The 24,766-nt window shown below is 61.6% G+C and carries 30 protein-coding genes and 5 pseudogenes; 20 read left to right on the forward strand and 15 right to left on the reverse strand.

The annotated features are described in order from the left end of the window. Positions 1 to 12: 12 nt before the first annotated feature. The 4 genes and pseudogenes from ASD64_RS02880 to ASD64_RS20370 form a co-directional block, all read left to right on the forward strand. Complete coding sequence (locus tag ASD64_RS02880) at positions 13 to 558, forward strand: DUF2249 domain-containing protein (protein WP_056100429.1); 546 nt, start codon at positions 13 to 15, stop codon at positions 556 to 558. 29 nt (positions 559 to 587) lie between these two features. Further along, positions 588 to 839, forward strand: a pseudogene (locus tag ASD64_RS21540) (NifU N-terminal domain-containing protein); the annotation flags it as partial. 72 nt (positions 840 to 911) lie between these two features. Beyond that, positions 912 to 1,223: a metal-sulfur cluster assembly factor gene (locus tag ASD64_RS21545; RefSeq protein WP_244480699.1), complete on the forward strand. Its 312-nt coding sequence runs from the start codon at positions 912 to 914 to the stop codon at positions 1,221 to 1,223. Positions 1,224 to 1,845: 622 nt separating this feature from the next. Continuing rightward, positions 1,846 to 1,965: pseudogene (locus ASD64_RS20370) on the forward strand (universal stress protein); the annotation flags it as partial. Positions 1,966 to 2,308: 343 nt separating this feature from the next. Here the strand turns inward: ASD64_RS20370 and ASD64_RS02895 are convergent. Together ASD64_RS02895 and ASD64_RS02900 are read right to left on the reverse strand one after the other, a co-directional pair. After that, a complete protein-coding gene (locus tag ASD64_RS02895) occupies positions 2,309 to 2,743 on the reverse strand; it encodes a hypothetical protein (protein ID WP_056100439.1) in 435 nt (144 codons plus the stop codon). 285 nt (positions 2,744 to 3,028) lie between these two features. After that, positions 3,029 to 3,937 carry a PLP-dependent cysteine synthase family protein gene (locus tag ASD64_RS02900; protein WP_056100443.1) on the reverse strand — a complete coding sequence of 303 codons (909 nt, stop codon included), beginning with the start codon at positions 3,935 to 3,937 and terminating at the stop codon, positions 3,029 to 3,031. Between the two features lie 8 nt (positions 3,938 to 3,945). Between ASD64_RS02900 and ASD64_RS21550 the strand changes: the two are divergent. After that, a pseudogene (locus ASD64_RS21550) lies at positions 3,946 to 4,143 on the forward strand (BadM/Rrf2 family transcriptional regulator); the annotation flags it as partial. 33 nt (positions 4,144 to 4,176) lie between these two features. Here ASD64_RS21550 and ASD64_RS02905 read toward each other — a convergent pair. The 3 genes and pseudogenes from ASD64_RS02905 to ASD64_RS02915 form a co-directional block, all read right to left on the reverse strand. Continuing rightward, a pseudogene (locus tag ASD64_RS02905) lies at positions 4,177 to 4,431 on the reverse strand (Tn3 family transposase); the annotation flags it as partial. A gap of 255 nt (positions 4,432 to 4,686) precedes the next feature. Next, a complete protein-coding gene (locus ASD64_RS02910) occupies positions 4,687 to 5,694 on the reverse strand; it encodes an IS110 family transposase (RefSeq protein WP_056100448.1) in 1,008 nt (335 codons plus the stop codon). Positions 5,695 to 5,814: 120 nt separating this feature from the next. Next, positions 5,815 to 6,996 (reverse strand): annotated as a pseudogene (locus ASD64_RS02915) (Tn3 family transposase); the annotation flags it as partial. A gap of 94 nt (positions 6,997 to 7,090) precedes the next feature. On the opposite strand from ASD64_RS02915, the gene ASD64_RS02925 reads away from it, so the two are divergent. From ASD64_RS02925 to ASD64_RS02945, 5 genes are all read left to right on the forward strand, one after another. Beyond that, positions 7,091 to 7,360: a DUF2249 domain-containing protein gene (locus ASD64_RS02925; protein ID WP_056100457.1), complete on the forward strand. Its 270-nt coding sequence runs from the start codon at positions 7,091 to 7,093 to the stop codon at positions 7,358 to 7,360. Beyond that, positions 7,353 to 7,577 carry a hypothetical protein gene (locus ASD64_RS02930; protein WP_056100460.1) on the forward strand — a complete coding sequence of 75 codons (225 nt, stop codon included), beginning with the start codon at positions 7,353 to 7,355 and terminating at the stop codon, positions 7,575 to 7,577. Before ASD64_RS02925 ends, ASD64_RS02930 begins: the two co-directional genes overlap by 8 nt. A 13-nt stretch (positions 7,578 to 7,590) precedes the next feature. After that, positions 7,591 to 7,830: a hypothetical protein gene (locus ASD64_RS02935; protein WP_056100643.1), complete on the forward strand. Its 240-nt coding sequence runs from the start codon at positions 7,591 to 7,593 to the stop codon at positions 7,828 to 7,830. Positions 7,831 to 7,858: 28 nt separating this feature from the next. Continuing rightward, on the forward strand, positions 7,859 to 8,197 hold the full coding sequence (gene fdxA, locus ASD64_RS02940) for a ferredoxin FdxA (RefSeq protein WP_056100463.1): 339 nt from the start codon (positions 7,859 to 7,861) through the stop codon (positions 8,195 to 8,197). 176 nt (positions 8,198 to 8,373) lie between these two features. Then, positions 8,374 to 8,721: a carboxymuconolactone decarboxylase family protein gene (locus ASD64_RS02945; protein ID WP_056100465.1), complete on the forward strand. Its 348-nt coding sequence runs from the start codon at positions 8,374 to 8,376 to the stop codon at positions 8,719 to 8,721. Positions 8,722 to 9,044: 323 nt separating this feature from the next. On the opposite strand, the gene ASD64_RS20380 is transcribed toward ASD64_RS02945, so the two are convergent. Continuing rightward, positions 9,045 to 9,479, reverse strand: a complete 435-nt coding sequence (locus ASD64_RS20380) for a PTS sugar transporter subunit IIA (RefSeq protein ID WP_156459981.1) — start codon at positions 9,477 to 9,479, stop codon at positions 9,045 to 9,047. Positions 9,480 to 9,614: 135 nt separating this feature from the next. On the opposite strand from ASD64_RS20380, the gene ASD64_RS02955 reads away from it, so the two are divergent. From ASD64_RS02955 to ASD64_RS02965, 3 genes are all read left to right on the forward strand, one after another. Next, positions 9,615 to 9,842, forward strand: coding sequence for a DUF2945 domain-containing protein (locus tag ASD64_RS02955; RefSeq protein WP_056100470.1), 228 nt, complete (start codon positions 9,615 to 9,617; stop codon positions 9,840 to 9,842). Further along, positions 9,839 to 10,402: a DUF488 family protein gene (locus ASD64_RS02960; protein ID WP_056100473.1), complete on the forward strand. Its 564-nt coding sequence runs from the start codon at positions 9,839 to 9,841 to the stop codon at positions 10,400 to 10,402. Before ASD64_RS02955 ends, ASD64_RS02960 begins: the two co-directional genes overlap by 4 nt. 176 nt (positions 10,403 to 10,578) lie before the next feature. Further along, the gene (locus ASD64_RS02965; protein ID WP_413813566.1) at positions 10,579 to 11,220 is read left to right on the forward strand and encodes a glutathione S-transferase family protein; all 642 of its coding nucleotides are present in this window, start codon (positions 10,579 to 10,581) and stop codon (positions 11,218 to 11,220) included. Positions 11,221 to 11,267: 47 nt separating this feature from the next. Here ASD64_RS02965 and ASD64_RS02970 read toward each other — a convergent pair whose 3' ends face one another. The 3 genes from ASD64_RS02970 to ASD64_RS02980 form a co-directional block, all read right to left on the reverse strand. Then, positions 11,268 to 12,128, reverse strand: a complete 861-nt coding sequence (locus ASD64_RS02970) for a formylglycine-generating enzyme family protein (protein ID WP_056100479.1) — start codon at positions 12,126 to 12,128, stop codon at positions 11,268 to 11,270. Between the two features lie 55 nt (positions 12,129 to 12,183). Continuing rightward, positions 12,184 to 13,305 carry a copper-containing nitrite reductase gene (gene nirK, locus ASD64_RS02975; protein WP_056100482.1) on the reverse strand — a complete coding sequence of 374 codons (1,122 nt, stop codon included), beginning with the start codon at positions 13,303 to 13,305 and terminating at the stop codon, positions 12,184 to 12,186. A 136-nt stretch (positions 13,306 to 13,441) separates the two neighbouring features. Continuing rightward, positions 13,442 to 14,143, reverse strand: coding sequence for a Crp/Fnr family transcriptional regulator (locus ASD64_RS02980; RefSeq protein WP_056100485.1), 702 nt, complete (start codon positions 14,141 to 14,143; stop codon positions 13,442 to 13,444). A gap of 243 nt (positions 14,144 to 14,386) precedes the next feature. Here ASD64_RS02980 and ASD64_RS02985 point away from each other — a divergent pair, with 243 nt between their 5' ends. The 4 genes from ASD64_RS02985 to ASD64_RS03000 all read left to right on the forward strand — a co-directional run bounded on the left by ASD64_RS02985 (position 14,387) and on the right by ASD64_RS03000 (position 16,960). Next, a complete protein-coding gene (locus ASD64_RS02985; protein ID WP_200957783.1) occupies positions 14,387 to 15,046 on the forward strand; it encodes an alternative oxidase in 660 nt (219 codons plus the stop codon). A gap of 324 nt (positions 15,047 to 15,370) precedes the next feature. Further along, on the forward strand, positions 15,371 to 16,018 hold the full coding sequence (locus ASD64_RS02990; protein ID WP_056100489.1) for a hypothetical protein: 648 nt from the start codon (positions 15,371 to 15,373) through the stop codon (positions 16,016 to 16,018). Between the two features lie 47 nt (positions 16,019 to 16,065). Further along, a complete protein-coding gene (locus tag ASD64_RS02995) occupies positions 16,066 to 16,467 on the forward strand; it encodes a hypothetical protein (RefSeq protein WP_200957784.1) in 402 nt (133 codons plus the stop codon). Next, positions 16,460 to 16,960: an SRPBCC family protein gene (locus ASD64_RS03000; RefSeq protein ID WP_056100492.1), complete on the forward strand. Its 501-nt coding sequence runs from the start codon at positions 16,460 to 16,462 to the stop codon at positions 16,958 to 16,960. Before ASD64_RS02995 ends, ASD64_RS03000 begins: the two co-directional genes overlap by 8 nt. Positions 16,961 to 17,101: 141 nt before the next feature. Here the strand turns inward: ASD64_RS03000 and ASD64_RS03005 are convergent, their stop codons facing one another. The 5 genes from ASD64_RS03005 to ubiT all read right to left on the reverse strand — a co-directional run bounded on the left by ASD64_RS03005 (position 17,102) and on the right by ubiT (position 21,377). Then, on the reverse strand, positions 17,102 to 18,265 hold the full coding sequence (locus tag ASD64_RS03005) for a cytochrome P450 (RefSeq protein ID WP_056100495.1): 1,164 nt from the start codon (positions 18,263 to 18,265) through the stop codon (positions 17,102 to 17,104). A gap of 74 nt (positions 18,266 to 18,339) precedes the next feature. After that, the gene (mog, locus tag ASD64_RS03010) at positions 18,340 to 18,915 is read right to left on the reverse strand and encodes a molybdopterin adenylyltransferase (RefSeq protein WP_056100498.1); all 576 of its coding nucleotides are present in this window, start codon (positions 18,913 to 18,915) and stop codon (positions 18,340 to 18,342) included. Positions 18,916 to 18,927: 12 nt separating this feature from the next. Further along, positions 18,928 to 19,827: a ubiquinone anaerobic biosynthesis protein UbiV gene (gene ubiV, locus ASD64_RS03015; RefSeq protein WP_056100501.1), complete on the reverse strand. Its 900-nt coding sequence runs from the start codon at positions 19,825 to 19,827 to the stop codon at positions 18,928 to 18,930. A gap of 3 nt (positions 19,828 to 19,830) precedes the next feature. Next, a complete protein-coding gene (gene ubiU, locus ASD64_RS03020; RefSeq protein ID WP_200957790.1) occupies positions 19,831 to 20,814 on the reverse strand; it encodes a ubiquinone anaerobic biosynthesis protein UbiU in 984 nt (327 codons plus the stop codon). A 14-nt stretch (positions 20,815 to 20,828) separates the two neighbouring features. Continuing rightward, positions 20,829 to 21,377: a ubiquinone anaerobic biosynthesis accessory factor UbiT gene (ubiT, locus tag ASD64_RS03025; protein WP_244480696.1), complete on the reverse strand. Its 549-nt coding sequence runs from the start codon at positions 21,375 to 21,377 to the stop codon at positions 20,829 to 20,831. 196 nt (positions 21,378 to 21,573) lie between these two features. Here ubiT and ASD64_RS21225 point away from each other — a divergent pair, with 196 nt between their 5' ends. From ASD64_RS21225 to ASD64_RS03040, 3 genes are all read left to right on the forward strand, one after another. Beyond that, the gene (locus ASD64_RS21225; RefSeq protein ID WP_162249050.1) at positions 21,574 to 21,834 is read left to right on the forward strand and encodes a hypothetical protein; all 261 of its coding nucleotides are present in this window, start codon (positions 21,574 to 21,576) and stop codon (positions 21,832 to 21,834) included. Between the two features lie 143 nt (positions 21,835 to 21,977). Beyond that, a complete protein-coding gene (locus tag ASD64_RS03035; RefSeq protein ID WP_056100511.1) occupies positions 21,978 to 23,483 on the forward strand; it encodes a UbiD family decarboxylase in 1,506 nt (501 codons plus the stop codon). Beyond that, complete coding sequence (locus ASD64_RS03040) at positions 23,480 to 24,061, forward strand: UbiX family flavin prenyltransferase (RefSeq protein ID WP_056100515.1); 582 nt, start codon at positions 23,480 to 23,482, stop codon at positions 24,059 to 24,061. The genes ASD64_RS03035 and ASD64_RS03040 overlap by 4 nt, the downstream gene beginning before the upstream one ends. Before the next feature lie 296 nt (positions 24,062 to 24,357). On the opposite strand, the gene ASD64_RS03045 is transcribed toward ASD64_RS03040, so the two are convergent. Further along, positions 24,358 to 24,750: a hypothetical protein gene (locus tag ASD64_RS03045; RefSeq protein WP_056100649.1), complete on the reverse strand. Its 393-nt coding sequence runs from the start codon at positions 24,748 to 24,750 to the stop codon at positions 24,358 to 24,360. Positions 24,751 to 24,766 lie beyond the last annotated feature (16 nt).

Here is a 24,766-nt window from a genome sequence, read left to right on the forward strand (position 1 = left end):
GGAGAGACAATCATGACGACATCTTTTGTCGACGTCGATGTACGCCCGATCCTGCGTGCCGGCGGCGAGCCGTTTGAAAAGATCATGGAGGCGGCGAACGCACTCAGGCCCGGCGAAGGGCTGCGCCTGCTTGCGACATTCAAGCCCATGCCCCTGCTCCATGTCCTCGGCTCCAGGGGGTTCGAACACGAGATGCGCGAACTGGGCGGTGGCGACTGGGAGGTTCTGTTTTCGCCGTCGGCCACTGCACCCAAGTCTGCAGAGGTCGACGTGCCAGAAATCGGAGATCAGGGCACGTGGCCGGAACCGCTCCGGCACATGGACAATCGGAACCTCGACCCGCCGGAGCCAATGGTCAGGATACTGGCCGCAACGGAGGAGATGGCGCCAGGCGAGGTGATGTCGGCGCTTCTTTGCCGCGAACCGATATTCCTGCTTCCCGAACTCGCAAAACGAGGGCACGCGTGGAGGGGAGACTTCGAGCCAGACGGCACTACCTACAAGATTCTTGTGCGAATCGGAGGGGCCCGGGGCACCCCGCAACCTGACGCGGCCTGATCCTCAACACTCTTTTAGGAGCCTCCGACATGTTCATCCAAACCGAAGCGACGGCAGATCCGGCAAGCCTGAAATTCCTGCCGGGCCGTCAGGTCCTGGCGGAAGGAACGCTGCAAATCCGCGATCGGGAAGCCGCCGCCCGATCCCCGCTCGCCGTCAAGCTGTTCAATGTCGATGGCGTTGCGGCGCTGTCCTTCGGGGCCGACACCATCATCATCACGAAAAGCGGCGGCGATTGGCAGCATCTGAAGCCGGCGCTGCTCGGTGTCATCATGGAGCATTTCATGTCGGGCGCGCCGGTCGTTCTGGAGCCCATCAAGGCCATTGGCGAGGTGAGCTCAGAAGCGCAGGCTATGGTCGCAACCGTCAAGGAAGCGCTGCGGCTCGTGATCGATCCGGAACTCGGCTACAATATCGTCGACCTCGGTCTTGTCTATGATGTCGCGATTGAAGATGGCGGCGTCGCCAATATCACGATGACGACGACGACGCGTGGTTGCCCGGCGACGAACTATCTCAAGGATGGCGCACGGGATGCCGCATGGTCGGTCGTTGGCGTCGAGTTCGTCGACGTGAAGCTCACCTACGAACCGCCCTGGACCCCGGAGATGATGAGCGTCGAGGCCAAACGCCACCTCGGCATTGCCGATGGGGATGGATGGTGAGCGATCCCGGCAGAACAGAAGCCAAGAGTGCATCCGCATCAATAGCGGATGGGCTTTGCGAGATCCTGCGCGCGAGCCTTCAAACCCTCGCTGCCGCAGGACAGGCTGATGCGGCATGCCGCCTCGCTGCACGCGCTTGTGCCGTATTGCGCCAGGAGGACCCGGCACGATGGCGTATGTTCAACGGATTGCTGCATCGGCTGAGCCCGATGACGGGCGATATCGAAACGCGAGGCAATGCGCAAAGGTCATGTGATGGCCGATAGCAACGAAGACAAACAGGATCGGCGTTTCTAGGAGGAGGAAGCACCTTCGCCGACCACGCTCCTGCCGAGGCTGGTCGGCGGTCTCGTGTGCTGATCGGCATGGTCGTTGTCATGGCCGTCGTGTGGCCCACCAGTGCTTGCCAGAAAGCGGCGGATCGTGCGGAAGCATTCTTGCGAAAGCGTTTGTTACATCATCCGCGAGTATATTCTCCAAGCTACGTCAAGCTGCTGTGGGCGATGATTATGGGTTAACTCGTATGCGATGATAGCCGAAAATATAAGCTGAGGGATGTCGACGGAACGAAGACTCATTCCTTGTTGGCCGAGCTTGTGGTGATTACCTCAAGGTACGATGTGGATGCGATCTGATCGTCATGGCTTCTCATGGGCGTCGAGGCATCAAAAGGGCTCTGCTGGGTAGTCAGACTGCCGAGGTGCTCGCGCTCACGAAAACCCCTGTGCTTGTCATCAAGTAGCAATCTTACAACGATAAAATCCCGCAGCCACGACGGTCGGCTTTGGCAGATACGCGCATCGATGATTTGCGACGGGCCTCTGATGCCGCTGGGTGATACCGACCTCGACCTTCAGACCCTCATCACTTGCGTAGTGTCTCTCACCACAGCCGCGGTTCGACACACAGGCTGCGCTCGGGCGACAGACGATCGTTCAGCATCAGGTTCAGCTTGCTTATCTACGTTCGCAGAAGCGAAGGAGGATTGCTGGGGAGTGGCGGGCTCGTCGTGGGCCACCTTGGGCACGAGACTGGATAGACAAGTGTCCAGAACCTGAAAGGCCACTACACCACAAACTGAACCCTCAGTCGGATGGCGGCAACTCAAACAGGTGCGCACCATTCTCTCGGCCGCGCTCAACATAACCGATTATTCGAAACCATCTCACAACCTCGGCGCGGTCGAGCCAGCTTCGCGAGTGTATGGCCATGTTTCCGGTAAGCGCCTGGATTTGGCGAATGTGTCGTTTGCAGAAGCGAACAGTCTTGGCGGTGAAGAAATCGTCCCGAGCGGAAAACAGGGTATCCGCTGCGCCGGCATGCTCATGCCACGCGATGATCGCGACGGTAGTATCATTTTCGACAAGCGCGTGCGCTCGCCCTTCCTTCAAGTCCATCATCAGATTGTCGTAGACAGCCTTGCTGTCCTTTCCGGCGGCTACATACTCGTTCGACATCCGCATAGACAAGTTGCGGAAGACAGCTTCGAGGTCTCCGACGGTTGCCGATCGTGCTTTCATTTTTCCTCCAACGGTGCCTGAGGCAGTTTGCCCTACATATAGGGTATTTCCAGGCGATCGAGTCCTTAATGACGGACGATGGCGCGCACGGCTGGTGGCGGCATCGGCAGCCTCATAGGCATTGGTGTTACAGATATTTCCAGCCATCAGGCAGCCGTTAAGGTCGGCGGGATGACGGGGCCTACGTCGAGGCGTTCGAGAACACCTCTTTTGGCGGCGGTGGATTGGGCAACGGGCATGGGACTTCCTTCCTTAAAGCCGGGGCTTGTTTTGGAGCTGGCGCCGTCAGTTGCTGTTTGCCGTGGTCTTCGCTCCGTACATCAAGGACAGGTATTTTTCACCGCGATCGCCCAGGAAGGTGAGGACGTTCTTCAGTTCCTTATGCCGGCGTTGCACCTCGCGGGCGGCCCAGAAATTGGCGCCGCTGCTCGGGCCGACGAAGTGGCCCTGTTCGTTTGCCAGCCTTTTGGCTTCCTCGATGGCGATGGCGCTGTCGACGCAGATGACCTCATCAATCTCGGCGCGGTGGCGCTCGTAGATCGTCGGGATGAAGCCGTCTGAAATACCTTCGATCCGGTGATCGGCGGCGATGCAGCATTCGATGGTACGGCTTTCGCTTGGCTCCATCGCGAAGACCTTGAGGGCCGGATTGTGCCACCGGCGCAGCGCCTGCGCCACCCCGATCAGCGTGCCGCCGGTGCCGACACCCTGCACGATGGCATCGATTGTCAGTCCGGCCGGCAATTGCGCGATGGTTTCGCGGCCCAGCCAGTCGCGGTTTTCATCGACGTTCCATTCGTTGTCGAATTGCGCCGGGCAAAAGTGATGAGGCTGCTTGCCCAGGCGCGTAGCTTCCGCGCGCGCCTCATTGACCTGGAAATTCCCGACGAGACGAATCTCGGCACCGAAACCACGCGAAATGCAGGCTCTCTCGTTGCTGTAACCATCGGGCATGACCACGATCATCTTGTAGCCCTTGGCCGCCGCGACCATGGACAGCGCATTGCCGGTATTGCCGCTGGTCGCCTCCACGATGGTGTCGCCGGGTTGGATCAGTCCTTCGGCTTCGGCGCGCTCGATCATGTAATTCGCCATACGCGCCTTGATCGAACCCGACGGATTGAAATATTCGGCTTTCGCATAAACGCTTGGCGACAGCGTCACCAGCGGCGTATTGCCGATGCAGGCCAGCACCGAGTTTCGGACCGCCGCTGCGCGCGACGGAGCCGGATTTCGCCCTGGTCGAGTGCTTCCGAAGCGACGACCGCTGCCTGATCACGCCACGCTGCCGCCTGTGCGGCGTGCTAACGGAGGCGCTAGCGGCGTTCTCGGCGACCGTGGACTGCGACACGCTGGCCGACCTCATGCAGAGCCAGCAAGGCGTCACGACACGAAAGTGATGAATCTGTCCGACATTTGGGAACATATGGTGATCAAGCGGCCAGCATGGACGTCTCGCGCCGAAGCGGCCTGAGTTCGGGGCTGTCGGTCGGAGTCCAGATGTAATCGCCGGTGAGGCTGATATGCTGCCATCCGAGAGGCGTGATGTGCTTGATCACGTCGGCCGGCGTCGCAATGCCTTCGCGATTGAGCTCGGCGAAAGTTGGTTCGAGATAGAGCGTATTCCAATAGACGATGGCGTTGATGAGCAGGTTCAACCCGGACGCCCTGTAGAACTGGCTTCTGTAACGGGCCTTCCCAAGTCAATCCCTTTTGAGCTTAATCCCTCGCCGAGTGCTTGCTTCTGTCCGCAGTCGACGCCGGGTCGCTGCTCTATGGGGTCTGCTGAGGACCGGCTGGCCAATCTCTCTAATAGCGCAGTCACAAATTGCTGCGTCCAGTTCTACGGCCTAACCTATCCATCGTCCCGGCGAAGGGACCTTGCTCCGGAAGGCTGATGGCAGTGCCCATCCGAAAGCCCGTCTTGTTTCGTCCTTCCTTGTTCAAGCGGTCATGACTGCCACCGCCCTGCGGGGAATGAAATCGGTCCCATTCCGGAGCATGTGGTGCAACACCACCGCCAACTTGCGGGCCAATGCAACACGTGCCTTTCTGGGTCCTGCACGCTTAGCGACCGCCAGCGCCCAGCTTTTGAGATCCGAGCCTTTGACTGGCCGGGTCAAAATGACGTTGGCCGCCTCGTAGAGTGCGGTTCGCACTCCTGCATCGCCGACCTTCGAGATGCGGCCACTATAATCGGTCTCGCCCGATTGATATTTCTTCGGCGTCAATCCGAAGTGTGGCCCCACCGCTCGTGATGATCGGAAGCGCTCGGGCACGTCGACGGCCGACACGAATGTCAGCGCTACCAGCACGCCAACGCCTGGCATCGTCATCAGCCGACGTGCGTTATCGTCCTGACGGGCCATGACACGTAGTTTACGCTCAAAACCCGCAAATTCACCCGCAAGCGCATCGCGCACCTTCAACAGAGAAGCGGCGATTGCCTCCAAGGTCGGATGACCTTCAACCAGCTCGCTGATCCGTGCCGCATAGGCGCGTCGGGTGGTCGGTCCTACCTTGAGGCCGAAGCCGCGCAGAATGCCCCGGATGCTCATCTCGATATCATGGAGCTTGCCCTGCGCTCGCATCTCCTGGGCCGGAAGAGATTTGCACTGGACCGCTCTGAACCAGCCAAGCCGCATCAACTGGGCAATTCCCCGCGCATCCTTCTTGTCGGTCTTCACCGGCATCGTCTTGAAGGCGGCACGCACATGGCGCGTCTCAATCAGTTCGACCGTCAGACCCATCATCCCGGCATGGAGCCACTGCGACAAGGGGCCAGCCTCCAGACCGATCCGCTCCAAAGCCACCCCGCAATCGCTGAACCAGGCGATCAGCGCACCGGGCTCGCTGGGTACCTTTCCTTCCCGCACGACGCGGCCATCCGCATCCACCACGCACACACTTGAGTATTCCAATGATACGTCGATGCCGGCATATTGCTTCATGGTCGTCTCTCCGTGCTGCTATGGAGCAGGTCACTCCTGACTCCGCGACGCCATCATTGTGGGGGACGACCACCAGGCAATCAAACCTGGCGGGCTGGGTTCCCGCCCGTTACACCATCTCTCGAAGGTTCTGTCCCGCAGTTCTCCGAGCCGGTTGAAGAACAGCGCCCGGGCCAAGGTGTTCTGGGCCTCGCTCTTGTTAAGGCCGGCAGTGGCGTTCCTGCGCATTTCGGGATTCTGCCACCATTGGGGCAGGAAGATGGATCGATTGATGCGTCCGATATCGCGCAAGGCGAGCGCGAGTCCGTTTTGGCGCGGGAATGCGGACAATTTCGCCAGCAAGGTCGAAGGCCGCACCTGGCCGGAACGGATCGTGGTAACGAGATGCAGGATGTCATCCCAGTTTGCCTTGATCCGTTCGACGTTGATGGGTTCGCCGACGAGCGGTGCGAGGTTTTCGGGAGGCGTGTCGCCCGGGAATAGATAGAGCCGGCGATCCTTGAGGCCACGCAACCGGGGCACGAGCTGGAACCCGACAAGGTGGCAAAGAGCGAAACTCATGTCGCTGACCCCGCCGGTGTCGACATAATGGGTTTCGATGGCGAGATCGCTGCCATGATAGAGCAGACCGTCGAGAACGTAGATGGCCTCGCTCGCATTGGCGTTCATGGCGATGATATGGAACGCGCCATACTGGTCGGAGGTGAAGCGATAAAACTTGGCGCCGGGGTTAGGGCCATAGCGGGCGTTGAGGTCGCCGATCGCCTCGGCGTGCCCTCCCGCCGGAAAATACTGCCCGTCCGAGGATGAGGTGGTTCCGTCGCCCCACAATTTCGCGAGAGGCAGGTGCCTCTGGGCATTGACAAGGATGGCATGCGCGCCGGTGTAACCCTCCTCTCGGATATGCCAGTCGTGCGCCCAGGCGAGCTGGCGCATCGTCAGTCCGGGGGACATCCGCCATTCTGGTGAGTCCGAGATTGATGCCGTCCGCCAGAACGGCGGTAAGCAGGGCAAGCTTGTTGTCGGCCGTGCGCCCGGTGCGCAGATGGGTGTACGCATTCGAAAATCCCGTGCGGGCGTCCACCTCAAGCAGCAGGTCGGTGATGCGGACGGCAGGCAGACGGTTTTCCACCTTCGGTTTCAGAGCCTTTGCGATGTCCGGAAACATGGCCCTGTGCGGTGTGACGCTGAAACCGCACCGGCCAATTCGACATCGTCGAGCTCACCGGCTTCCGCCAGACGGGAAAGCTCGCTCAATCCGTCGTTCAAAGTCTGACGCTGCTGCTTTGCGACGCGCGAGACCACAAACAGCAGATTGCTGAAGGATCGCCATTTCCGGCCTTGCGCGGTCGCCTCACAAAAGATATATGTATAATACATCTTTTGGAGAAAGACGATGACCGAGCAGGTTTCCGCCGACGAGCGCGTGATCGACGTCCGGCAGATCGATCCACGCCAACGCCACATAGTCATTCTCCAACTGTTCGAGCACCTGCCGGCCAGCGGGGCATTACAGCTCATAGCCGACCACGATCCAAAACCGTTGCGATTTCAGATTGAGTCGAAATATGGGGGCAATTGCCTGTGGGCCTATCTGGAAGAGGGGCCGGATGTTTGGCGCGTCCGCCTCCGTAACGTTCCGACGCGGGAGAAGTCCAATGGTTAGCGCGCTTTCCGCCATCCTCGCCACCACGCGGCGCATCCTCGACGCACCGCAACCGGTTTTCGCTCCGGCAGGCGAAAGATGCTTCGAGCCGTCGCGCGCCGAGCAAATGGAGGCGCACTTCAGGGTCGCCGGCCAGACTCTGGGCGAATGCCCCTCATGGGTGCTCGTCGCTCTCGAACAGGCCGAGGGCCGAGGCGTTTATGATGCGGACGCATAGCAAGGAGGGTGTCGTGCAGAGCAATTCCCATCATTTCGTGCGCCCGGTGGACGACACTGAGCGCGCCTATCTGGAATCCCTCATCCGTGAGGAGTACGACCGGTGCCGCGTCGGCGAGGCCTTTGATGACATCAAGCGGCGGATGGCGTTTTCACGGGAGGACCAAGGCCTCTACCGCGACTGGATGGCGGTGGCGGCGAACCGAGCCAAAGCTCTTCGCGAAGCAACGCTGATGCCGGTCGCGGCCGAATGATCGGGTTGCTACCCCCGGAGGGTAAGCGATGACCCATGTCGTCACCGACAATTGCATCAAGTGCAAATACATGGATTGCGTCGAGGTGTGTCCGGTGGACTGCTTCTACGAAGGCGAAAACATGCTCGTCATCCACCCCGACGAATGTATCGACTGCGGTGTATGCGTTCCCGAGTGCCCTGCTGAGGCGATCTTTCCCGATACCGACCCGCGCGCCGAACCCAAATGGCTTGCGCAAAATCATCAATACGCGTCAATCTGGCCGAATATTCCACGAAAGAAGATTCCGCCTGCCGATGCCGACGCCTGGAACGGCGTGGCCGACAAGTTCGATGCCTATTTCAGCAAGAAGCCGGGCGAGGAATAAAGCATCGACACCCAATCAGCTGTTTTGGTCGGCCGGCTCGCTGACCTGTCGCCTACATCCCGGCATGGGGGCTTGATGGCATAGCGCCGCTCAATCCAGAATATCTGCGATAGTGCCAACGCCGAGCGCCGCGTGGCCTCAGGCTGTTCGTGGCGCTGTGAAAAGGAGAAACACAAATGTCCGAAGGAATGTATCCGACCGCTACCGGGGAACTTGCCAGGAAGCGCCGCGAACTTGCGCCGGAAACCGAGGCGGCGTTCCAAGCGTTCAGCCAGAAGGTCTTTGCGGAAGGTGCCTTGCCGGTCAAGGTCAAACAACTCATCGCCGTTGCCGTGGCGCATGTCACGCAGTGCCCATACTGCATCAAGGGGCACACCAAGACGGCATTGCGCCATGGCGCTACCCAGGAGGAACTGATGGAGGCGATCTGGGTCGCCGCCGAAATGCGGGCAGGGGGTGCCTATGCCCATTCCGCGCTCGCGCTTGAAGAGATGGGAAAAACAGCGGCGCCCAAGGGCGCCTGAGCACCGCGATAGGGTCGATGGACGGTGATGAATGCGTGACTGATTTGAACCGGAAACCCACACCAATAGATGGAGCGTTGGGGGTCGAGGCGTTGTAGCAAACATACCACTACGGCGCCACCAGGTTTCTGGCATCGGGCATCGAATGGGGAAACTCCTCATGACAGGCGTTATGTTTCCACGCTCTCCTTCACTCTCGGCGGCAGCAGAACATGACAATGGTTCGCCAGCCAAGGCAGTGGAGATGTACAGAACGATCGGGCATTCGGTCGAGCCCGATGCTGTAGAAGAATTGGCCGGACGACCCACGCAAGCAGATGGCTTTACTCGGCAGTTGCAGCCTCAACCGCAACGGCGCCCCCAGCGCCGTAGGGAACTGCGCTTGGGTCTGCCAGCTCGTTCTCGGCCATTCTCAGGATCGCCATGCCCTCGTCGGCAGATCGAGCCTGCCTCAATCCATCGCGCAGCCAGGATGAACGCAGCAGCCTGCACAGTCTCGAAAAGGCCGGGAGAAAGGCCCGCGTATCGGACTGCAGGGTGAACAGGAGATCGACCGGCTCGCCGTCTGGGCTGCCGAAATCGATCGGAACGGTTAGCCGGGTGAGGGCGGCAACCGACGATGTGACACTGTCCAGCAAGGTGTGGGGCACGGCGACCCCATAGCCAACACCGGTCGGGCCAAGGCGTTCGCGGTGCAGCAGGCCGGCAAGTACTGTACGCTCGCTGCATCCGATCCCGCGTGCGATCTCCAGCGCGATCTTGGATAGCGCCGAGTGTCAGCGCGCGACGCGGAATCCAGGCTGGCGCCGGATATCGGCGCGGCGCGCACTATAGGGAACCAATCCCGCCCGAGCCCGGTTGCGGAACCGGGAGGAGATTTCAATGAGGTCGAAATGACGGAGAAGTTCGAGATTGGCGGCCATGTGACCTGGAATTCGGAAGCCGGCCGGGTAAGCGGGACGATCAAGGCCATTCACACAAGCGACTTCGACTACAGGGGCCACAGGCGGCGCGCTTCCAAGGAAGATCCTCAATACGAGATCAAGAGTGACAAGACCGACCATATAGCGGCTCATAAAGGCGGCGCCCTGACGCGGTCCGGCGGTGCCCGCAGCAAATGAGGCTGCCCCTCCACACCATCGGCCATTCGACCCGCACGCTGGAGGAATTCGTCGGCCTGCTGCGGGTTGCCGATGTCGGACTGGTCGTTGACATAAGAACCGTGCCGAAGTCGCAGACCAATCCGCAGTACAACGAGGCCACGCTTCCCGGCAGCCTGGCCGCATTCCAGGTCGCCTATGAGCGCATTGCCGAACTGGGCGGGCTGCGCGGTAAAACCCGGTCCGTGCCGCCTGATACCATCGGGCTTTGGGAAAATCAGAGTTTTCACAATTATGCCGACTACGCGCTTTCGGACAGCTTTCGCCTCGGCCTCGATCGGCTCGTCGCTTCAGGACGCGTGCGGCGATGCGCGGTGATGTGCTCGGAGGCCGTCTGGTGGCGCTGCCACAGGCGCATCGTTGCCGACCATCTCATCGCGCGCGGCGAGAGCGTCTTTCACCTGATGGGGCATGACAGGATTGAGGCAGTGCGCCTGACCGAAGGCGCTCATATCCTGCCATCGGGCAGGGTGTACTATCCACGTCCGGCCCCGCCGGAATCCGCCCCGAACTTGCGGTAGGCCAGGCATCGAGGCGGGAGCCATCGTCAGAACACACCAATTGACACGAGGGATACGCCGTAGGCATCTCGTGATCTGCAGGGTCGCTCCTCGACCCGTGCGCGCCCGGCGGACGGATCGGCACCTCGCGGCACTGACAGATATCACGATCCGGCTTCCAACGCAGGAGACTTATCGTGGCTTCCCCCAAACCCGCCCAACCGATCAAGCTTTACCGCGCCGAGCTTTCGGGCCATTCGCACCGGGTGCAGTTATTTCTCGGTTTGCTGGGCCTGCCCTGCACGCTGATCGACGTCGACCTCGCCCATGGTGCCCACAAGCGCCGGAATTTTCTGGCGAAAAACCCGCTGGGCCAGGTTCCGGTGATCGAGGACGGCGACGTCTGTCTCTACGATTCCAATGCGATCCTGATCTATCTCGCGAAAAAATACGATGACGGGCACTGGCTTCCCGCCGATCCGGCCTCGGCAGCCCGCGTGCAGCAATGGTTGTCCCTGGCAGCCGGCCAGATCGTCAACGGTCCAGCCGCCGCACGTATGGTGACCATTTTCGGGGCGCCTATCGACCACGAAAAGGCCAAGGGGGTGGCGAACCATCTTCTGGCTGTGCTCGACGCTCGATTGGCGCATCGCGATTTCGCCATCGGCGACAAACCGACGATCGCCGACGTCGCCGGCTACAGTTACATCGCCAAGGCACCGGAAGGCGGCGTTTCGCTCGAACCTTATCCATCTGTCAGGGCGTGGCTTAAACGCATCGAAAGCCTGCCGGGCTTCGTCCCGTTCAAGGCAACGAAAGCGGGACTTCTGGGTATCTAGGCAAGCGGATCCATCGCGCATCGAAGCCAGGCAACGATGTTCTGCACTCAGCCCACGGTTTTCGTCAACAGCCGCCGGACGTAGCCGACGAGGGAAGGCAGCTCGCGAATAAGCCGAATGCCAAGGTTATCCGGAGCCAGCCCGGCCGCGCAGCCGCCGCTTTTGCCGTCGCGGATGAAGTTGGATATGTAGCCGCGATGCCGGCCACCGACCACGCGCACACCGCAATTTTCGGTACTGCGCGTGATTTTTCCATTATCATCCAACACCGCCCGCAGGTAGCATGTCGTAGTCCAGTCCCAGACATTGCCCGCGATGTCGGCCAGTCCCTTGCTGTTTGTCCCGAAATGCCCGAGCGGCTTCGGCTCGGCGTCGCGCTCGCCGATGGTGCTTTCGGCGCGGTAGCGCGCCAGCCATCTGGCCGCCGGATTGGCGCTGTCTTGCGACAGGGCGAGCGCATCGTCGTTCATGCGTTCGGCGGCCGCGTAGGCCCACTCCTCGTCGCTGGGCAGACGCCAGGTCTCCCCGGTCTCCCGGGACAGCCAGGCCGCATAGGCCTTCGCGTCGCGATAGCTGACGCCGGTGACGGGAACGTCCCCGGAAGCGAAACGCCCGCCATCCGGCGCTTCGCAGGCGCCATCGGCGACACAAGCGCCATAGTCGGCGAGGCTGACCTGATACTTCATCATCTCGAAGCCGCGCCGGAAGGTCACCTTGCGCTTCGGCGCGTCCACCGGCCAGTCGGCCTTTAGATACTCGCCGGGAAGCCGGAAGTCGAAGGAACCGGCATTCACCGATGCCATTGCCACGGGCACCGCCGTGTCGTCTTTGGCAGCGTTGGGAGCCGCACCGATCGCCAATGCCGTTGCCGCCGCCGCGGCCACCATTGCCGGAATCATCAAACGCATGGTTCTATCCTCAAAAAAGAACGGCCCGCCGAAATCGACGGGCCGCCATTCGTCTTCAGAGGGTAGCGATCGGGGATGGCGCGCTTACCTGCGCCATCAGGTCGTTGTCCCACTCGCCTTCCACCATGATGTGCGCGGTGGCGCCCAGTTCGGCCGCCTCGATGAGGTTGTGGTTGACATAGGCGTAGATGCCCGGCTGTCGGAAGGTGTAGAGCGCAGCCCCCGCGGAGCCGCCGCGGATGAACCAGGTCTCCAGGTTCTTGGCGGGCGGATCGTTGAACTTACCCAACTCCCAGACATGGTCGCCGTGGCCGCCGATCAGATGCGGACGCGTGTCGCGGTTGGCCTGTGCGTGGACGAACAGCACTGTTTCCCCGACATTGGCCTCGAGCGCGTTGTCGCCGGTCAGGGCCCCGACCTTGCCGTTGAAGACCACATGGGTGGGGATAAGCCCGCGCATGACCTTCAGCGTGTCGTCGTAGCTTTCGCCGAGCGATGCGTAACTCTTGTACTTCCCGTTCTCGTCGCGCGGAATGTAGAACTCATTCTCGCCGATGTAGAAGATGCGGTCGTAGCGCAGCGGCTTGCCGTTCTCGTCCTTCAGCCCGTCCCGCGGCAGCACCATGATGGTACCGCTCATGCCCGCCACCACGTGCCAGGGGATCATGCCGGCCGGCGCGCAGTGGTAGACGAAGGTGCCGGCTCTGGTCGCCTTGAAGCGCAGGGTCGCCTGCTCGCCGGGGTTGACCTCGGTTAGCGCCGCGCCACCGAGAGCGCCGGTGGCGGCATGGCAGTCGATGTTGTGCGGCATCTCGTTGGTTTCGGGGTTGATCAGCGTCAGTTCGACATAGTCGCCTTCGTGCACCACCATCATCGGTGCCGGGATCGAGCCGTTGTAGGTCATGGCCTGCATGGTCGTTCCGTCGTCGTCGATGACCATGGGCTGTTCCTTCACGGTCAACTGGAACTCGACGATCTTGGGACCGCCGGTAGCGACCTGCTGGTGCGCATGCACGAAGGGCGGCTTGACCAGCGTTACGCGTTCGCGCGGCAGCTTGCCGATATCGGCGAGCGGGGGCTGCGCGGCGTTTGCGGGCGTTGCCGCCACCGCCGTCAGCAGGGCCGCGGTGGCCGCTCCGGTCATCGTTCCAAACAGGGCTTCGCGTCTCGTCAACATCTCGACACTCCTTCGTGGCTTTTGTTGACGCCATACCTAAACCGATGCTTGGCGGAATCTTTGCTGCCGCACAAAATTTCGCATCTTCGCCAGGCAGCGGCGCGCCACCGCACCCAGGTCAGATGGCGAGCCCCGGCTAGGTTACATCCTCCTTGATCTGCTCCAGAAGATCGGGCCGGTGGATGACGATATAGCGGTGTGTGCTCGAGACGATGCCGTCCTTTTCCCAGGCGCTGAGCGTCCGGCTGACCGTATGCAGGGTCGTTCCCGCCAGTTCGGCAAAATCCTGCCGCGACAGCGGAAAGCAGATTTCGATGCCTTGCGCGGTCCGGCGTCCGGCCTGTTGCGCAAGACGCGTCAAAGTATGGGCGATGCGGCGCTCGACGGTTTCCGTGGAAAGCTCGCGCAACCTTGTCTGTGTTTCCTGATAGCGGGTTCCCAGCACCGCCACCGCGTTCATGGCGATCTGTGCATGCCTGCCCATCAATTGCCGGATGGTGTGCGTGGACCAAGAAAACAGATGGGTATCCTCGACGGCACTTACCGTCCCCGGATAGGCCGGAATTTCGGAGAGCGCGGCATAGCCCGCCATTTCGCCGGGACCGAGATAGCGTAACGCGATCTGCGCTCCGTCCGGCGCGGTCTGGGTCGCACGCAGGCGCCCGACGATGACGACGTAGAAATTGTCCGTGGCATCGCCCTGATGGTAGAGCACCGCTTTTCTGGCGATGCGTCTGCGCACGGCCGACCGACCGACCTCGTCGATGGCCTCCGTCGGCAGCGAGCGGAAGATTTCGGTACCCGCCAGTATGTTCAGGTCCGTTTGTCCGCCCACCATCGCCTGTGTCTCCGATCTCCTGTTCATCCGACGTGGCGGTCATGCGGCCGGTGGTCTTGTAGTGCTTTGTGCAGTTTAAATCAGCATATCTTGTTTTGCCGCAAAACCAGATATGCTGCGGCAGCCTAGAATGGCTCGCGGCGGGTGCCTTCCACAGATATTGCTGCGGAATTCATTGTCTCCCTTTGTCAGCGCTCGATCTGCTTATAGTGTGAGAGACGCCATAGGATGTTGTTGCGAGCCATGTTGACCATAGACAAGACAGATCTGTCGCGCCACCACGTCCCGCGGACGGTTTCTGACCGCATCGCCTATCGTCTGGTCGGCATGGTCCAGTTCGTTGCCGGCGTGCTGTTCGGCCGGCGCTACCGCCATCGCACCATCGTACTTGAGACGATTGCGGCTGTTCCGGGCATGGTGGCGGCGACGCTGCTTCATCTCAAATGCCTGCGCCTCATGATCGACGATCGCGGCTGGATTCGTGTCTTGCTGAACGAGGCAGAGACCCAGCGGGTCCATTTGATGGTGTTCGTGTCAATTGACCGCCCGAACCTGTTCGAGCGCCTCGTCGTTTTGTTTGCGCAAGGTCTTTTCTACAACGCCCACTTCCTCATCTATCTTCTTTCACCCCGCACCGGCCACCGCATCGCCGGATACGTTGCCGAGGATGCCGTGCGCGGCTACGGTCAGTATCTCAATGAAATCCGCGATGGGCGGCAAGACAACCCGCCGGCGCCGGGACTGGCGATCGCTTATTGGAACCTGCCGCCCGACGCGCGATTGAGCGATGCCATCACCGCGATCCTGGAGGATGAAGCTCTTCATAGGGACATTAACCACAGCTTTGCTGATGCCTTGGCCGGCGGGCAAAATCTCCCGGGACCGCCCCAAATAGTTTCGTGACCTCATGGCGCATCATTAAAGCGGCTCACTTATCTTGGGGTCCGGAGCTCGATTCGCGGTTCAGATCTCCACATCGAGAACGTGGTTATGGGTCATGAAGAGGGCCAGATTGATCTCGCATCACCGATAGAGTCTGGGTGCCTATAGATTGCGAAAATCATACACCGTTGCGGTGAGGTCGTGGGAGAATCATTCGTGCCGCTTGCGACACGATGTCTTGATTGCCGACCGATTTAATATGTATTAGAAATGCATATTAAATCGGTAATTCGCTCCTCCCGCTATCGGTGGTGGAGGGTGTGTCATCCTGTATCGAAGGAAGCAATGGAGTTCCCCGGTTTCTTTGTCGAAGCGCCCACGATCTCGCTGCGCGATCCGCTGGCTCAGTTTCTCGGCGCCTCGAAGACGGGCACGATTACCTATGCTTATGCCGACGCCGTGAGGCTTGCCGGCCATTCCTGTCCAACGGTTGCCGGAGCATACCTGATGGTAAGGCGCGGGCTCCTGCATCTTTACGGTAACGAGATGCCCGAGCGCGGCGCTCTTGAAGCATATCTGCGCGGGCCACGCGATCAGGGCACGACAGGAGTTGTCGCTTCCGTCGTTACGCTACTTACGGGTGCTGCGCCGGAGACCGGCTTCGGGGGCATCGGTACGCACGGCCGGTTCAAGCGCCGCGATCTCCTGCATTTCGACGCAACATTCGACGGCGTCATGGGGCTTCGGCGTAGCGACAATGGGCGCGGTGTGATCCTCGATCTCGATATGAACGTCGTCCCGTTTGCACGCGAGATGCAGGCCTTGCTTCCACGGGCCATTGCCGGGCAGGCCAGTGAGGACGAGCAGGCGCGTTTTGCCATGCTCTGGCAGGCACGTGTCGAGCGGATGCTGATCCGGCACGCGGATGACCCCGCACTCATTCGGGCTTGCGAATGGAAGGCGGATACGCTTGCCGCTGAGGGCCGGGTCTGAAGATGGTGTTTTCGCGACCGCCATCAAGCGATGTAGCCGGCAGTTTGATGGACCAGCTGCGGCGGATCCTAATTGAAGAGGCGCGAAGCGGGGCGCTTGTGACCTACAGAGAGCTTGCCGAGCGCCTCGGCCTCATGCCGCCGCAGACCATTCTTCAGCTGACGGGCTTGCTGGAAGTGTTGATGGCGGAAGATGCCGCGGCGGACCGGCCACTTCTGGCGGCGCTTTGCGTCGGGCGCTTGCGCCGCAACCTGCCTGCGCCCGGCTTCTTCGTGACCGCGGGGATGTTGGGACTTTTTATGGGCGATCCCGAAGGTCCAGAGGCCAGGGACTTTCATGACCGCGAACTGGCCGGAGTTTTCAGCATGTATCGTCGCTCGCACGATGGTCGAGACCTGATAGCCTGCGATGGACCGCCGGCGGCAACGAGGGAGAAGCACCATGAATGATGACGCCATCGTGTCAGGGCGGATCCAGCGCCTCGTCGAGGCTTGGGAAGGACATCTCGAACGATGGGTGGGACATGATCGGAAAACGGTCTGGCGGATGCTGATCGAACCGCAGCAATTCGTGCAGTGGCTTGCGCCGGGTTCGATTGAACTACGTAAGGGCGGCCGGGTTCATATCGATTTCGGCGACAGCGGTGTGGTAATCGACAGCACCGTGCTCGCGTTCGAACCGCAGCATCTGCTTGCCTACTCCTGGAGCAGCGGCACTGAACCGGAGCGACCGTTGCGTTGGGAACTGGACGATGCCGGCGAAGGCACCGTACTGACGCTGACCGTGCGGTTGCCGGCAGGAGAGGACATCGCCAAGGCCTGTGCGGGGTTTGAGGCGCATCTCGACATGCTTGCCGCGGTGCTTGAAGGGGTCCCGACTAGGTTTCCCTTCGAGCGTTATCTCGCGGCGCGCCACGCCTACCAGGAACTCCTGCCACAGTAACGACGGCCTGGCAGTATTCCAGAAAGGCAATCTCGGACAGTTTAGCTCTCGTCCCACACCGGCTCTCGTTAGGGCAATCGCAGTTGCGTTCTCTGTGGGGGGGGGGCGACTTCCTTCCGCGCGGACTGGGGATCCGGCAAACTATCCGATCCGCAGGAGCAACGTGGAAAACCCGCTGGCCGGATAGATGGCAAGCACCGGCTGGCGGCCGGGTACCGGGGCGATTTCGCTTGTGCCTTTCAGCAATTCCTCCATAACGACGCACAGTTCCAGCCTGGACAGTTGCGCGCCGGGACAGACATGGATGCCCCGCCCGTAAAGCAGGTTGTCATCTAGGCTGCGGTCGAGGCGGAATTCATCGGGATCGCCAAACACCGCCTCATCGCGATTAGCCGAAGCCCATACCAGCATGACGCGCTCGCCGGCGGCGATCCTACGCCCGCCGATCTCGACTGGTCTCGTCGTCACGCGGCGGTTGGAAATCAGCGGTGCGTGCAGGCGCAATATCTCGTCGATGGCTGCCGGCAACAGGCCAGGCTGTTGGCGAAGCTGGCACTGGAACCTTTGGTTCTGTGCCAGATAGTGGGCGAGGATGCCGACACAGGCGGTGATGGTGCCGAGCTCGCCAACCGTCCAGTTGCGCAGGATGCTGACGATCTCCTCCTTGCTCAGCGGCCGCCCGTCGATCCGCTGGCGCAAGAGATCGGTGGTGATATCGTCTGGCGCGGCTGTGCCTGCCTGGCGTCGCGTCTCCAGCAGATCGTGGATATAACCGTCAAATTCGTGCGCGATCATTGCCATGGCTGCGGTATCGCGCGCCAGGGTGGCCTCGTGGTTCTTGCGCACCCACGCCAGCAGCGGTGCGTGCAGACTGTCCGGCCAGCCGAGAAAGGCGCACTGGATGCGCACAGCGAAGCGCTGGGCAAGCTGTGTCACCAGATCAATCTCCATGCCCCGTTCAAGGGCGGACACCAGATCGATCGAGATTACGCGGCACAGCGGCTCGAAGGCCTCGACGCGGGAAGGCTCGAAATGACGCTCGATCAGGCGCCGGTAGGCAGTATGCCTAGGCGGGTCCATGCCGCTCGGCACCGACAGGTGGCTGGAGACCGCACTGCTGAAGGTATCGTGGTCGTCCAGTGCCCGCACCACATCTTCATGTCGGAACAACGACCAGCCCAGGTAATCACTATACGCCACCGGACAGCGATGGCGCATTTCGTCATAGGCCTTGATCTGGTCGGAAAGCACGTCTTCAGACCGGGGGTCCCAATCGGCTTTCGGCTTGTTCGTCATTGGGTCCATGGCAATCGTCGATCCTCACTACGACCTGATGGAATCCAGCGTTGGGGCGGCGGCTGGGGAATATCGCCACTATGCTAACCGCCCGCATGGCTGGAGGCCTTGCTCGCGCTAAAACGGTGCACGTCTAAAAAAGCGGGCCTGAACGAAGGACAGACGGCAGGATCGGTTTCGATCCTCCCTGCACCTATCAGATCGAGACAATAGGGAACGGCGGGGAAGACGGCGTGAAGACACACGTCGATAGCCGAGGGCTTTCCGGGCAGGTTGATGACCAGCGTGCGACCACGTATGCCGGCAGTCTGCCGGGAAAGTATCGCGGTTGGAACCTTGGCCAAGCTTGCCTGTCGCATCAGTTCGCCGAAGCCAGGAAGTTCCTTAGTGACGATTTTACGCATCGCCTCGGGGGTAAGGTCACGGGGGGAAGGACCAGTGCCGCCCGTCGTCAGCACGAGATCGGCGTTGTCACGGTCACATAACGCTACTAAAGCGTCTCCGACGCTTTCGACACCATCTGATACGGTACGGCGGAGGCATTCGAAGGGGCTTGCGATGGCGGCACGCAGCCAACTTTCCGTGGCTGGACCACCCAGATCCTCATAGTCGCCGCGGCTGGCGCGATCCGATACAGTCAAGATGGCGACCAGCGTCATTTGCTGTTTTCCTCACGTGGTGACGGGTGGCCGTGACCCGGCTTCACCTCGAGCGTAGCCGTCCACGAGGTGCCCTGGCAGTTCAAGGCAGGAAAGCACGAAACGGGCGGACTCCGGGTCCTGTGTTTCGTCGAGCACGGAGCGGTAGGTGCGCGCCACCTCCACCATGTCGCAGTCGTGCGGGGATAGCCTCAGCCGCCTTATGCCTTGGCGGATAAGCGTTACCGGCTCGAACAGCGCGGCGTGCACCTCGGCCGACAGCGTCTGCACGCCGTTGATGGCCAGAAAGGACTGATCATCCAGCGTGTCAACAGCCAGTCCGTCGGGATCCTGCTCACAGGTGAACTGGCATGAATCCTTATGCAGTCCATGCAGCCTGGCGTGATAGCAGCGCCCTGACAGGGCCAGCGGCAGGCGGCCGAAGGCGAAAAGCTCGAGCTCAATCTCCGGGCAGGCAGAGGCGATGGTTCCCACCGTGCCCAGCGACAGTTCGACCGGCGGGCAGATGGTGTGGGCCCCATGACGCGCGAGGAAGCGCGCCGTGGCCTCGTTGTAGACGTTGAGGAATGGGCCGGTGACGAAGGGCTTGCCACTGCGGGCAGGCAGGGCGGTGATGTCGTTGATCTCGACCAGCCGTTCGTCGATGCACAATTCGGCGATGGCCTTGCGCTCGCGCACTGTGGCCGGCGCGGCCAGCGTGGAAAGCACCACCTGCTTGCCGCCGCGCTCCAGCCTTTCGATGATTTCGGGCCAGATGGGATCGGAAAATGGCATGCGTTTGCCGCACACGACCTCGCCGACATGGACACGGTCCACTGGCGCCTCGTCGGCGATGCGGAAATAGAAATTGCGCAGCCGCTCCGCCGGCCAGTGGAAGAACAGCGGACCAAGCGTTAGGGCGACCTGTGTCATGGTCTATCTCCAGATCTTGCGGTAGGCGCCGGTGGTCTGACGTCCGCCTTCGGACAGGCTGGCGAGGATGCTGTCGATCTCGGTCGCATCCTCGCCCTGTTCGGCCGCATCGACGGCCTTCCGGAAGGCGCGTACGACCTCGGTGACATAGCCCTTGCCGCGCTGACGTCCTTCGATCTTGAGGGCGGTCACGCCCGCCGCCCTGAACGCCACGATCATGCTGCCGGCATTGAGGCTGACTGGATCCTCGAACAGGTAGCCGGCCTTGTCTCCCGCCTTGAACCTGCCCTTGCACAAGGTCGGATAGCCGGCAGGTTCGCCTGGCGCATAGCGGTCGATGGTGAAGCCGGCGAGCCGCGCCGCCGTGCCGTCGCGGTCCTCATCATAGCTCACCATCTCGGGCGGCGAGCAGACGCCATTGAGATTGGGTGAGCGGCCGGCGGCGTAGGAAGAAAGATAACACCGGCCCTCAATCATCACGCACAACCCGCCGAACACAAAAGCCTCGGTTTCCACCGTGATGGCGCGGTTGAGGGCGGCGATTTCCTGTACCGAGAGCACACGCGGCAGAACTACACGGCGCACATTGAAGGCGTCGGCATAAAACCCTATCGATTCCGGTGTTGCCGCCGCGGCTTGCACGGACAAATGCAGGCGGGTGTCCGGGTGTTGGGTGGCCATGTGATCGAGCACGGCGATATCGGCGGCGATTACCGCATTGGCCCCGCAGGACGCGGCCGTATCGGCGGCCCGGCGCCAGGGATCGGTGTCGCCAGCGCGCGCGAATGTGTTGATGGCGACCAGCACCTTGGAGCCATGGGCATGGGCGAAGCGGACCCCTTCGGCCAATTCCTGCGGCGAGAAGTTGAGGCCGGGAAAATTGCGCGCATTGGTCTCGTCGCGAAAGCCGCAATAGACGGAATCGGCGCCTGCCTGTACGGCCGCTCGTAGTGCGGAAGGCGTGCCGGCAGGGCAGACAAGCTCCATCCTGCTGCTTGTTGTCATGAATCTGTCCTTTCGCGCCTATGTGTGCCGGTGACGATCTGGCGGGCGAGCGAAAGCCCACCCAATATGCCCGAATCGGCGAAGCGGGCGACGTTGCCGCCGAGGCCTAGCAGGTCGGAGGGTCGCAGTTCGGCATCCTCAATGGCGTTGCGCAACGCCACTACCGCTTCGGTGCGGCCGCTGACGGAGATGGCGCGGTGGAAGAACAGCGCATCGCCATCCAGCGAGCCGTCGAGAATACCGAGCAGAAGCAGGATCGGGCCTCGGATCACGACATCGGAGGGCAGCGCGCCGTTTTTGCCAGTGGTGTGCACCAGAGCGGCGCGGCCGTCGGGCACGACATGGAAGATAAAGGGCAGGTCGGTCGGATCGATGAGGAAGTGCGCCTTGCAGAATTCGCCGAGCCGTTCGAAGGCTTCCGGCCGCCGCTGGGCGAGTGACCGCATCGCCTGCGTCAGCAGCGGGCCGAGCGGCCGGCCGGAAAAGGCCGGCAGGAAGCGCCGGATCGGCTCAGGCAGGCTGGCATCTTTGTTGGGGTCGAGCACCATCGGCTCCTCGGGAGTGCGGCAGGATAGGCTGACTGTAGGAGGGACGACGGTAAAATGACTTGCGCTGGATCAACAAAAGCAACATTCGGTGAGGGTTGCCGTCCGCAGTTGCGGCCAACGGGCACATCGCGCCCCGTTCAGTCACGATCTACACTCTCGGCACAATCGTCCGGCCCCGCACAGGGAGGCAGTCATGTCTTGCGATGCACGACGCTGGCCGCTGACGGATCAGGTCTGGCGCCAGTTCGGCCAGTTCGATCTTGTCATGGGAGGCACTCGGGTAGACCCTGTTCTCGCCGCGCGCAAAGAAGCGGGTGCGGCCATCGCCCGGGCACGCAATATCTGTCTCGTCTGCCTCCACCAGAAGCGATGTCGGTCCCTGCTGGAGCATGACGAAGCGGACGCGATAATGGCTTTCTGCCCCAATGCCGGCTTTTTCGATCAATGCCGGTGACGCGAACCCAGAAAAATCCGGAACACGAAGCACAACAGCTGAAGATTAGGGATCGCGTGTACTGCGACGGTCTTTGACCGGGCGCAACGCCAAGCCTCGCGCTGCATGATACGGGCGGTATCAGCGGTCAGGGAGCGCCCTTCATGCATCAGCGTACTCTTCCTCTTTTTCCGACCCTCGGTGCCTTCCTTGCCTATTTGAAGGAGCGGGACGAACTCGAGACCATTGCTGCACCTATCTCCATGCATCTGGAGATCACTGAACTGCATCGCCGGGTGATCCTTGCCGACGGCCCGGCCCTGAATCTGGCTGGTGCACTCGACCGAGATGGCAATCCAGCTAGAATGCCTGTGGTGACGAACCTGTTCGGAACCGCGAGACGGGTCGCCTGGGGGCTTGGTACCGATGTCGAGGGCCTTGAGGCACTAGGAGAGATGCTGGCTTTCATGCGCTCGCCACAGCCGCCGCAGACTCTGCGCCAGGCGCGTACGATGCTGCCGGCGGCCCGCGGCGCCTTGCGGGCGCGGCCAAAGAAAATCGCCCCGTCCTGGGAATGGCGGGAGGCAGACCCGGACTTTTCGCTCCTGCCGGTGCAGACCTGCTGGCCGGGCGATGCCGGGCCGCTGATTACCTGGCCGGTGGTCGTCACCCGTCCGCCGGGTGCGGACGACCCAACTGCCTACAACCTCGGCATTTACCGCATGCAGGTTATCGGCCGCGATCGCGCCATACTGCGCTGGCTGCCGATGCGAGGCGGCGCGGCGCACCATCGGCGATGGCGGGAGCGAGGAGAAGAGATGCCGGTGGCAGTCGTGATCGGCGCGGATCCGGCGACGCTGCTCGGCGCAGTCATGCCGGCTCCAGAGGGCGTGTCGGAGCTGGCGCTGGCCGGCATGATCGGCAACCGGCGCGCAGCGGTAGCCGCGTGCGCGACCATCCCGCTTCATGTGCCCGCGAGCGCTGAGATCGTGCTGGAGGGCACGGTCTCGGCAACGGAGACGGCGCTCGAGGGACCTTTCGGCGATCATACCGGCTATTACAATGCGCCCGAGCACTATCCGGTCTTCACGCTGAAGCGGCTTTGCCTACGCGATGGTGCAAGCTACCTCACCACATTCACCGGCCGTGCGCCGGACGAGCCGTCCGTTCTGGGCGCCACGCTACTCGAGGTGTTCAAACCGTTGCTGCGGCAGGCGATCCCCGAGATCGTGGACGTGTGGATGCCGCCGGAGGCCTGCTCCTACCGAATCGCCGTGATTGCTATCGCCAAGAGATATGCCGGGCAGGCGCGGCGCGTGATGATGGGTTTCTGGTCGCTGCTGCCGCAGTTCTCGATGACCAAGACGATCATCGTGGTGGATGACGACATCGACATCCGTTCATGGGACGATGTGATGTGGGCGCTCTCCACGCGGATGGACCCTTCACGCGATCTGCTTCTGGTGGAGCGAACGCCGGTCGATCCGCTTGACTTCGCTTCGCCTCTGGAAGGGCTTGGCGGCAAGATGGGCCTCGATGCCACGTGCAAGATCGGTTCCGAGACCAGTCGGGAATGGGGCGTTAAGCTGGCGATGGACATTGGGATCACGGAACGGATCGCTGCGCGTTGGTGGGAGTTCTTTCCGGCAAGACAAGGGAACACGCCATGACGGCGGCGCGATTGATCGTCGGCGTTACCGGTGCTTCGGGTTCAGTGCTGGCATTGGAGACGCTGCGCCAGCTTGGCGGTGCGGGTGTCGAGACGCATCTTGTGGTGACGAGTGGCGCGCGCATGACTATTTCTCACGAACTGGGCCGCGAAGGCCTGAGCCGATTGAACGAGGCGGCTACCTATGTCCATGCGCCCCGCAATCTGGCCGCACCCATCGCCAGCGGCTCGTTCCGCACCGCAGGCATGATCGTGGTGCCGTGCTCGATGCGCAGCCTGGCGGCTATGGCGCATGGGCTGGGCGACAATCTTTTGACAAGGGCCGCCGATGTCGTGCTGAAGGAAAAGCGCCGGCTGGTGGTAGCGCCGCGTGAGGCGCCGCTGCACGAAGGTCATCTCGAAGCTATGCTACGGCTTGCCAGGTTGGGCGCCGTCATTGCCCCGCCTGTGCCGCCGTTCTACGCTCGACCAGTGACCATGGACGATCTGGTGCGTGAAATCGCAGCCCGGCTGGTGCAATGGGCCGGCATCGATCCCGGCCGCTGCATGACGCGTTGGGGCGAGGGTTCGACTGTGTAAGCGTAGGCTCTACACCCTGCCGCCTATACGGCGAAGACCTTGCCGTGCGCGACAAAACAAGGAGAGATCGCGGTAGCTCGTAGCGCACCTCGGCAGCGCATTCGGACCGGGCTGGATGCAGGATGGTATGAACCAGCGTCGGATGACAGGCCATCAAACGCAGCAGGCCGGGTTCAACCTTTTCCGTAGACACGGGCATTTCGCCCTCTGATCGAGAACGGCAATCACGGCTACGCATATTCTTCTCCCGATATCACGCACAGATTGGTGACTGGGAACTGACTTGGACGACTGGGTTACGTCGTCTCCTGGCCACTCTCTACGGCTTCGGACAGTTGCCGCATTGAATAGGCGCCTTCATGAGCGATCTTGGCGATATCATCGAACAGAAGCGCGATGTCCACATAGACGCTGCGGTCCTGCTCCGTCGGTTCCAACTCATCCAGATCGTTCAGGTAGTAACGCATTGTCTCGATCTGCTCGCGGCAATGGCGGGCGTCAAGAAGATGCTTGTGTATAGTGCGCTGGCGCTCAAGCACGGTGAAGTGCGCCAGTGTTTCATCGAGTTTGGGTTTGCACTCGCAATCCAATGGCGCTTCCTTGATCTCGGCCGTCAGCCTTGCGACGATTGCCATTTCGGTGAGAAGCCTCGACCCATCGGGGCCCTGGTAGGGATTGGTATTCTTCATTTTCACCTTCCCTGGT

Source organism: Mesorhizobium sp. Root157 (assembly GCF_001427385.1).
Classification (GTDB): domain Bacteria; phylum Pseudomonadota; class Alphaproteobacteria; order Rhizobiales; family Rhizobiaceae; genus Mesorhizobium.

What these genes read in the sequence shown, in the direction of transcription:
- fdxA (WP_056100463.1), top strand. Translation starts at nt 7,859, where the DNA reads ATGACCCATGTCGTCACCGACAATTGCATCAAGTGCAAATACATGGAT.
- ubiU (WP_200957790.1), bottom strand. Translation starts at nt 20,814, where the DNA reads ATGGAGCTTGTCTGCCCTGCCGGCACGCCTTCCGCACTACGAGCGGCC.
- ASD64_RS02910 (WP_056100448.1), bottom strand. Translation starts at nt 5,694, where the DNA reads ATGAAGCAATATGCCGGCATCGACGTATCATTGGAATACTCAAGTGTG.
- ASD64_RS02955 (WP_056100470.1), top strand. Translation starts at nt 9,615, where the DNA reads ATGACGGAGAAGTTCGAGATTGGCGGCCATGTGACCTGGAATTCGGAA.
- ASD64_RS03000 (WP_056100492.1), top strand. Translation starts at nt 16,460, where the DNA reads ATGAATGATGACGCCATCGTGTCAGGGCGGATCCAGCGCCTCGTCGAG.
- nirK (WP_056100482.1), bottom strand. Translation starts at nt 13,305, where the DNA reads ATGTTGACGAGACGCGAAGCCCTGTTTGGAACGATGACCGGAGCGGCC.
- ASD64_RS02930 (WP_056100460.1), top strand. Translation starts at nt 7,353, where the DNA reads ATGGTTAGCGCGCTTTCCGCCATCCTCGCCACCACGCGGCGCATCCTC.
- ASD64_RS03035 (WP_056100511.1), top strand. Translation starts at nt 21,978, where the DNA reads ATGCATCAGCGTACTCTTCCTCTTTTTCCGACCCTCGGTGCCTTCCTT.
- ubiV (WP_056100501.1), bottom strand. Translation starts at nt 19,827, where the DNA reads ATGACACAGGTCGCCCTAACGCTTGGTCCGCTGTTCTTCCACTGGCCG.
- ASD64_RS03045 (WP_056100649.1), bottom strand. Translation starts at nt 24,750, where the DNA reads ATGAAGAATACCAATCCCTACCAGGGCCCCGATGGGTCGAGGCTTCTC.
- ASD64_RS02990 (WP_056100489.1), top strand. Translation starts at nt 15,371, where the DNA reads ATGGAGTTCCCCGGTTTCTTTGTCGAAGCGCCCACGATCTCGCTGCGC.
- mog (WP_056100498.1), bottom strand. Translation starts at nt 18,915, where the DNA reads ATGACGCTGGTCGCCATCTTGACTGTATCGGATCGCGCCAGCCGCGGC.
- ASD64_RS21225 (WP_162249050.1), top strand. Translation starts at nt 21,574, where the DNA reads ATGTCTTGCGATGCACGACGCTGGCCGCTGACGGATCAGGTCTGGCGC.
- ASD64_RS02960 (WP_056100473.1), top strand. Translation starts at nt 9,839, where the DNA reads ATGAGGCTGCCCCTCCACACCATCGGCCATTCGACCCGCACGCTGGAG.
- ASD64_RS02995 (WP_200957784.1), top strand. Translation starts at nt 16,066, where the DNA reads ATGGACCAGCTGCGGCGGATCCTAATTGAAGAGGCGCGAAGCGGGGCG.
- ASD64_RS02970 (WP_056100479.1), bottom strand. Translation starts at nt 12,128, where the DNA reads ATGCGTTTGATGATTCCGGCAATGGTGGCCGCGGCGGCGGCAACGGCA.
- ASD64_RS02945 (WP_056100465.1), top strand. Translation starts at nt 8,374, where the DNA reads ATGTCCGAAGGAATGTATCCGACCGCTACCGGGGAACTTGCCAGGAAG.
- ASD64_RS03040 (WP_056100515.1), top strand. Translation starts at nt 23,480, where the DNA reads ATGACGGCGGCGCGATTGATCGTCGGCGTTACCGGTGCTTCGGGTTCA.
- ASD64_RS02895 (WP_056100439.1), bottom strand. Translation starts at nt 2,743, where the DNA reads ATGAAAGCACGATCGGCAACCGTCGGAGACCTCGAAGCTGTCTTCCGC.
- ASD64_RS21545 (WP_244480699.1), top strand. Translation starts at nt 912, where the DNA reads ATGGTCGCAACCGTCAAGGAAGCGCTGCGGCTCGTGATCGATCCGGAA.
- ASD64_RS02985 (WP_200957783.1), top strand. Translation starts at nt 14,387, where the DNA reads ATGTTGACCATAGACAAGACAGATCTGTCGCGCCACCACGTCCCGCGG.
- ASD64_RS02980 (WP_056100485.1), bottom strand. Translation starts at nt 14,143, where the DNA reads ATGGTGGGCGGACAAACGGACCTGAACATACTGGCGGGTACCGAAATC.
- ASD64_RS02880 (WP_056100429.1), top strand. Translation starts at nt 13, where the DNA reads ATGACGACATCTTTTGTCGACGTCGATGTACGCCCGATCCTGCGTGCC.
- ASD64_RS03005 (WP_056100495.1), bottom strand. Translation starts at nt 18,265, where the DNA reads ATGGACCCAATGACGAACAAGCCGAAAGCCGATTGGGACCCCCGGTCT.
- ASD64_RS02925 (WP_056100457.1), top strand. Translation starts at nt 7,091, where the DNA reads ATGACCGAGCAGGTTTCCGCCGACGAGCGCGTGATCGACGTCCGGCAG.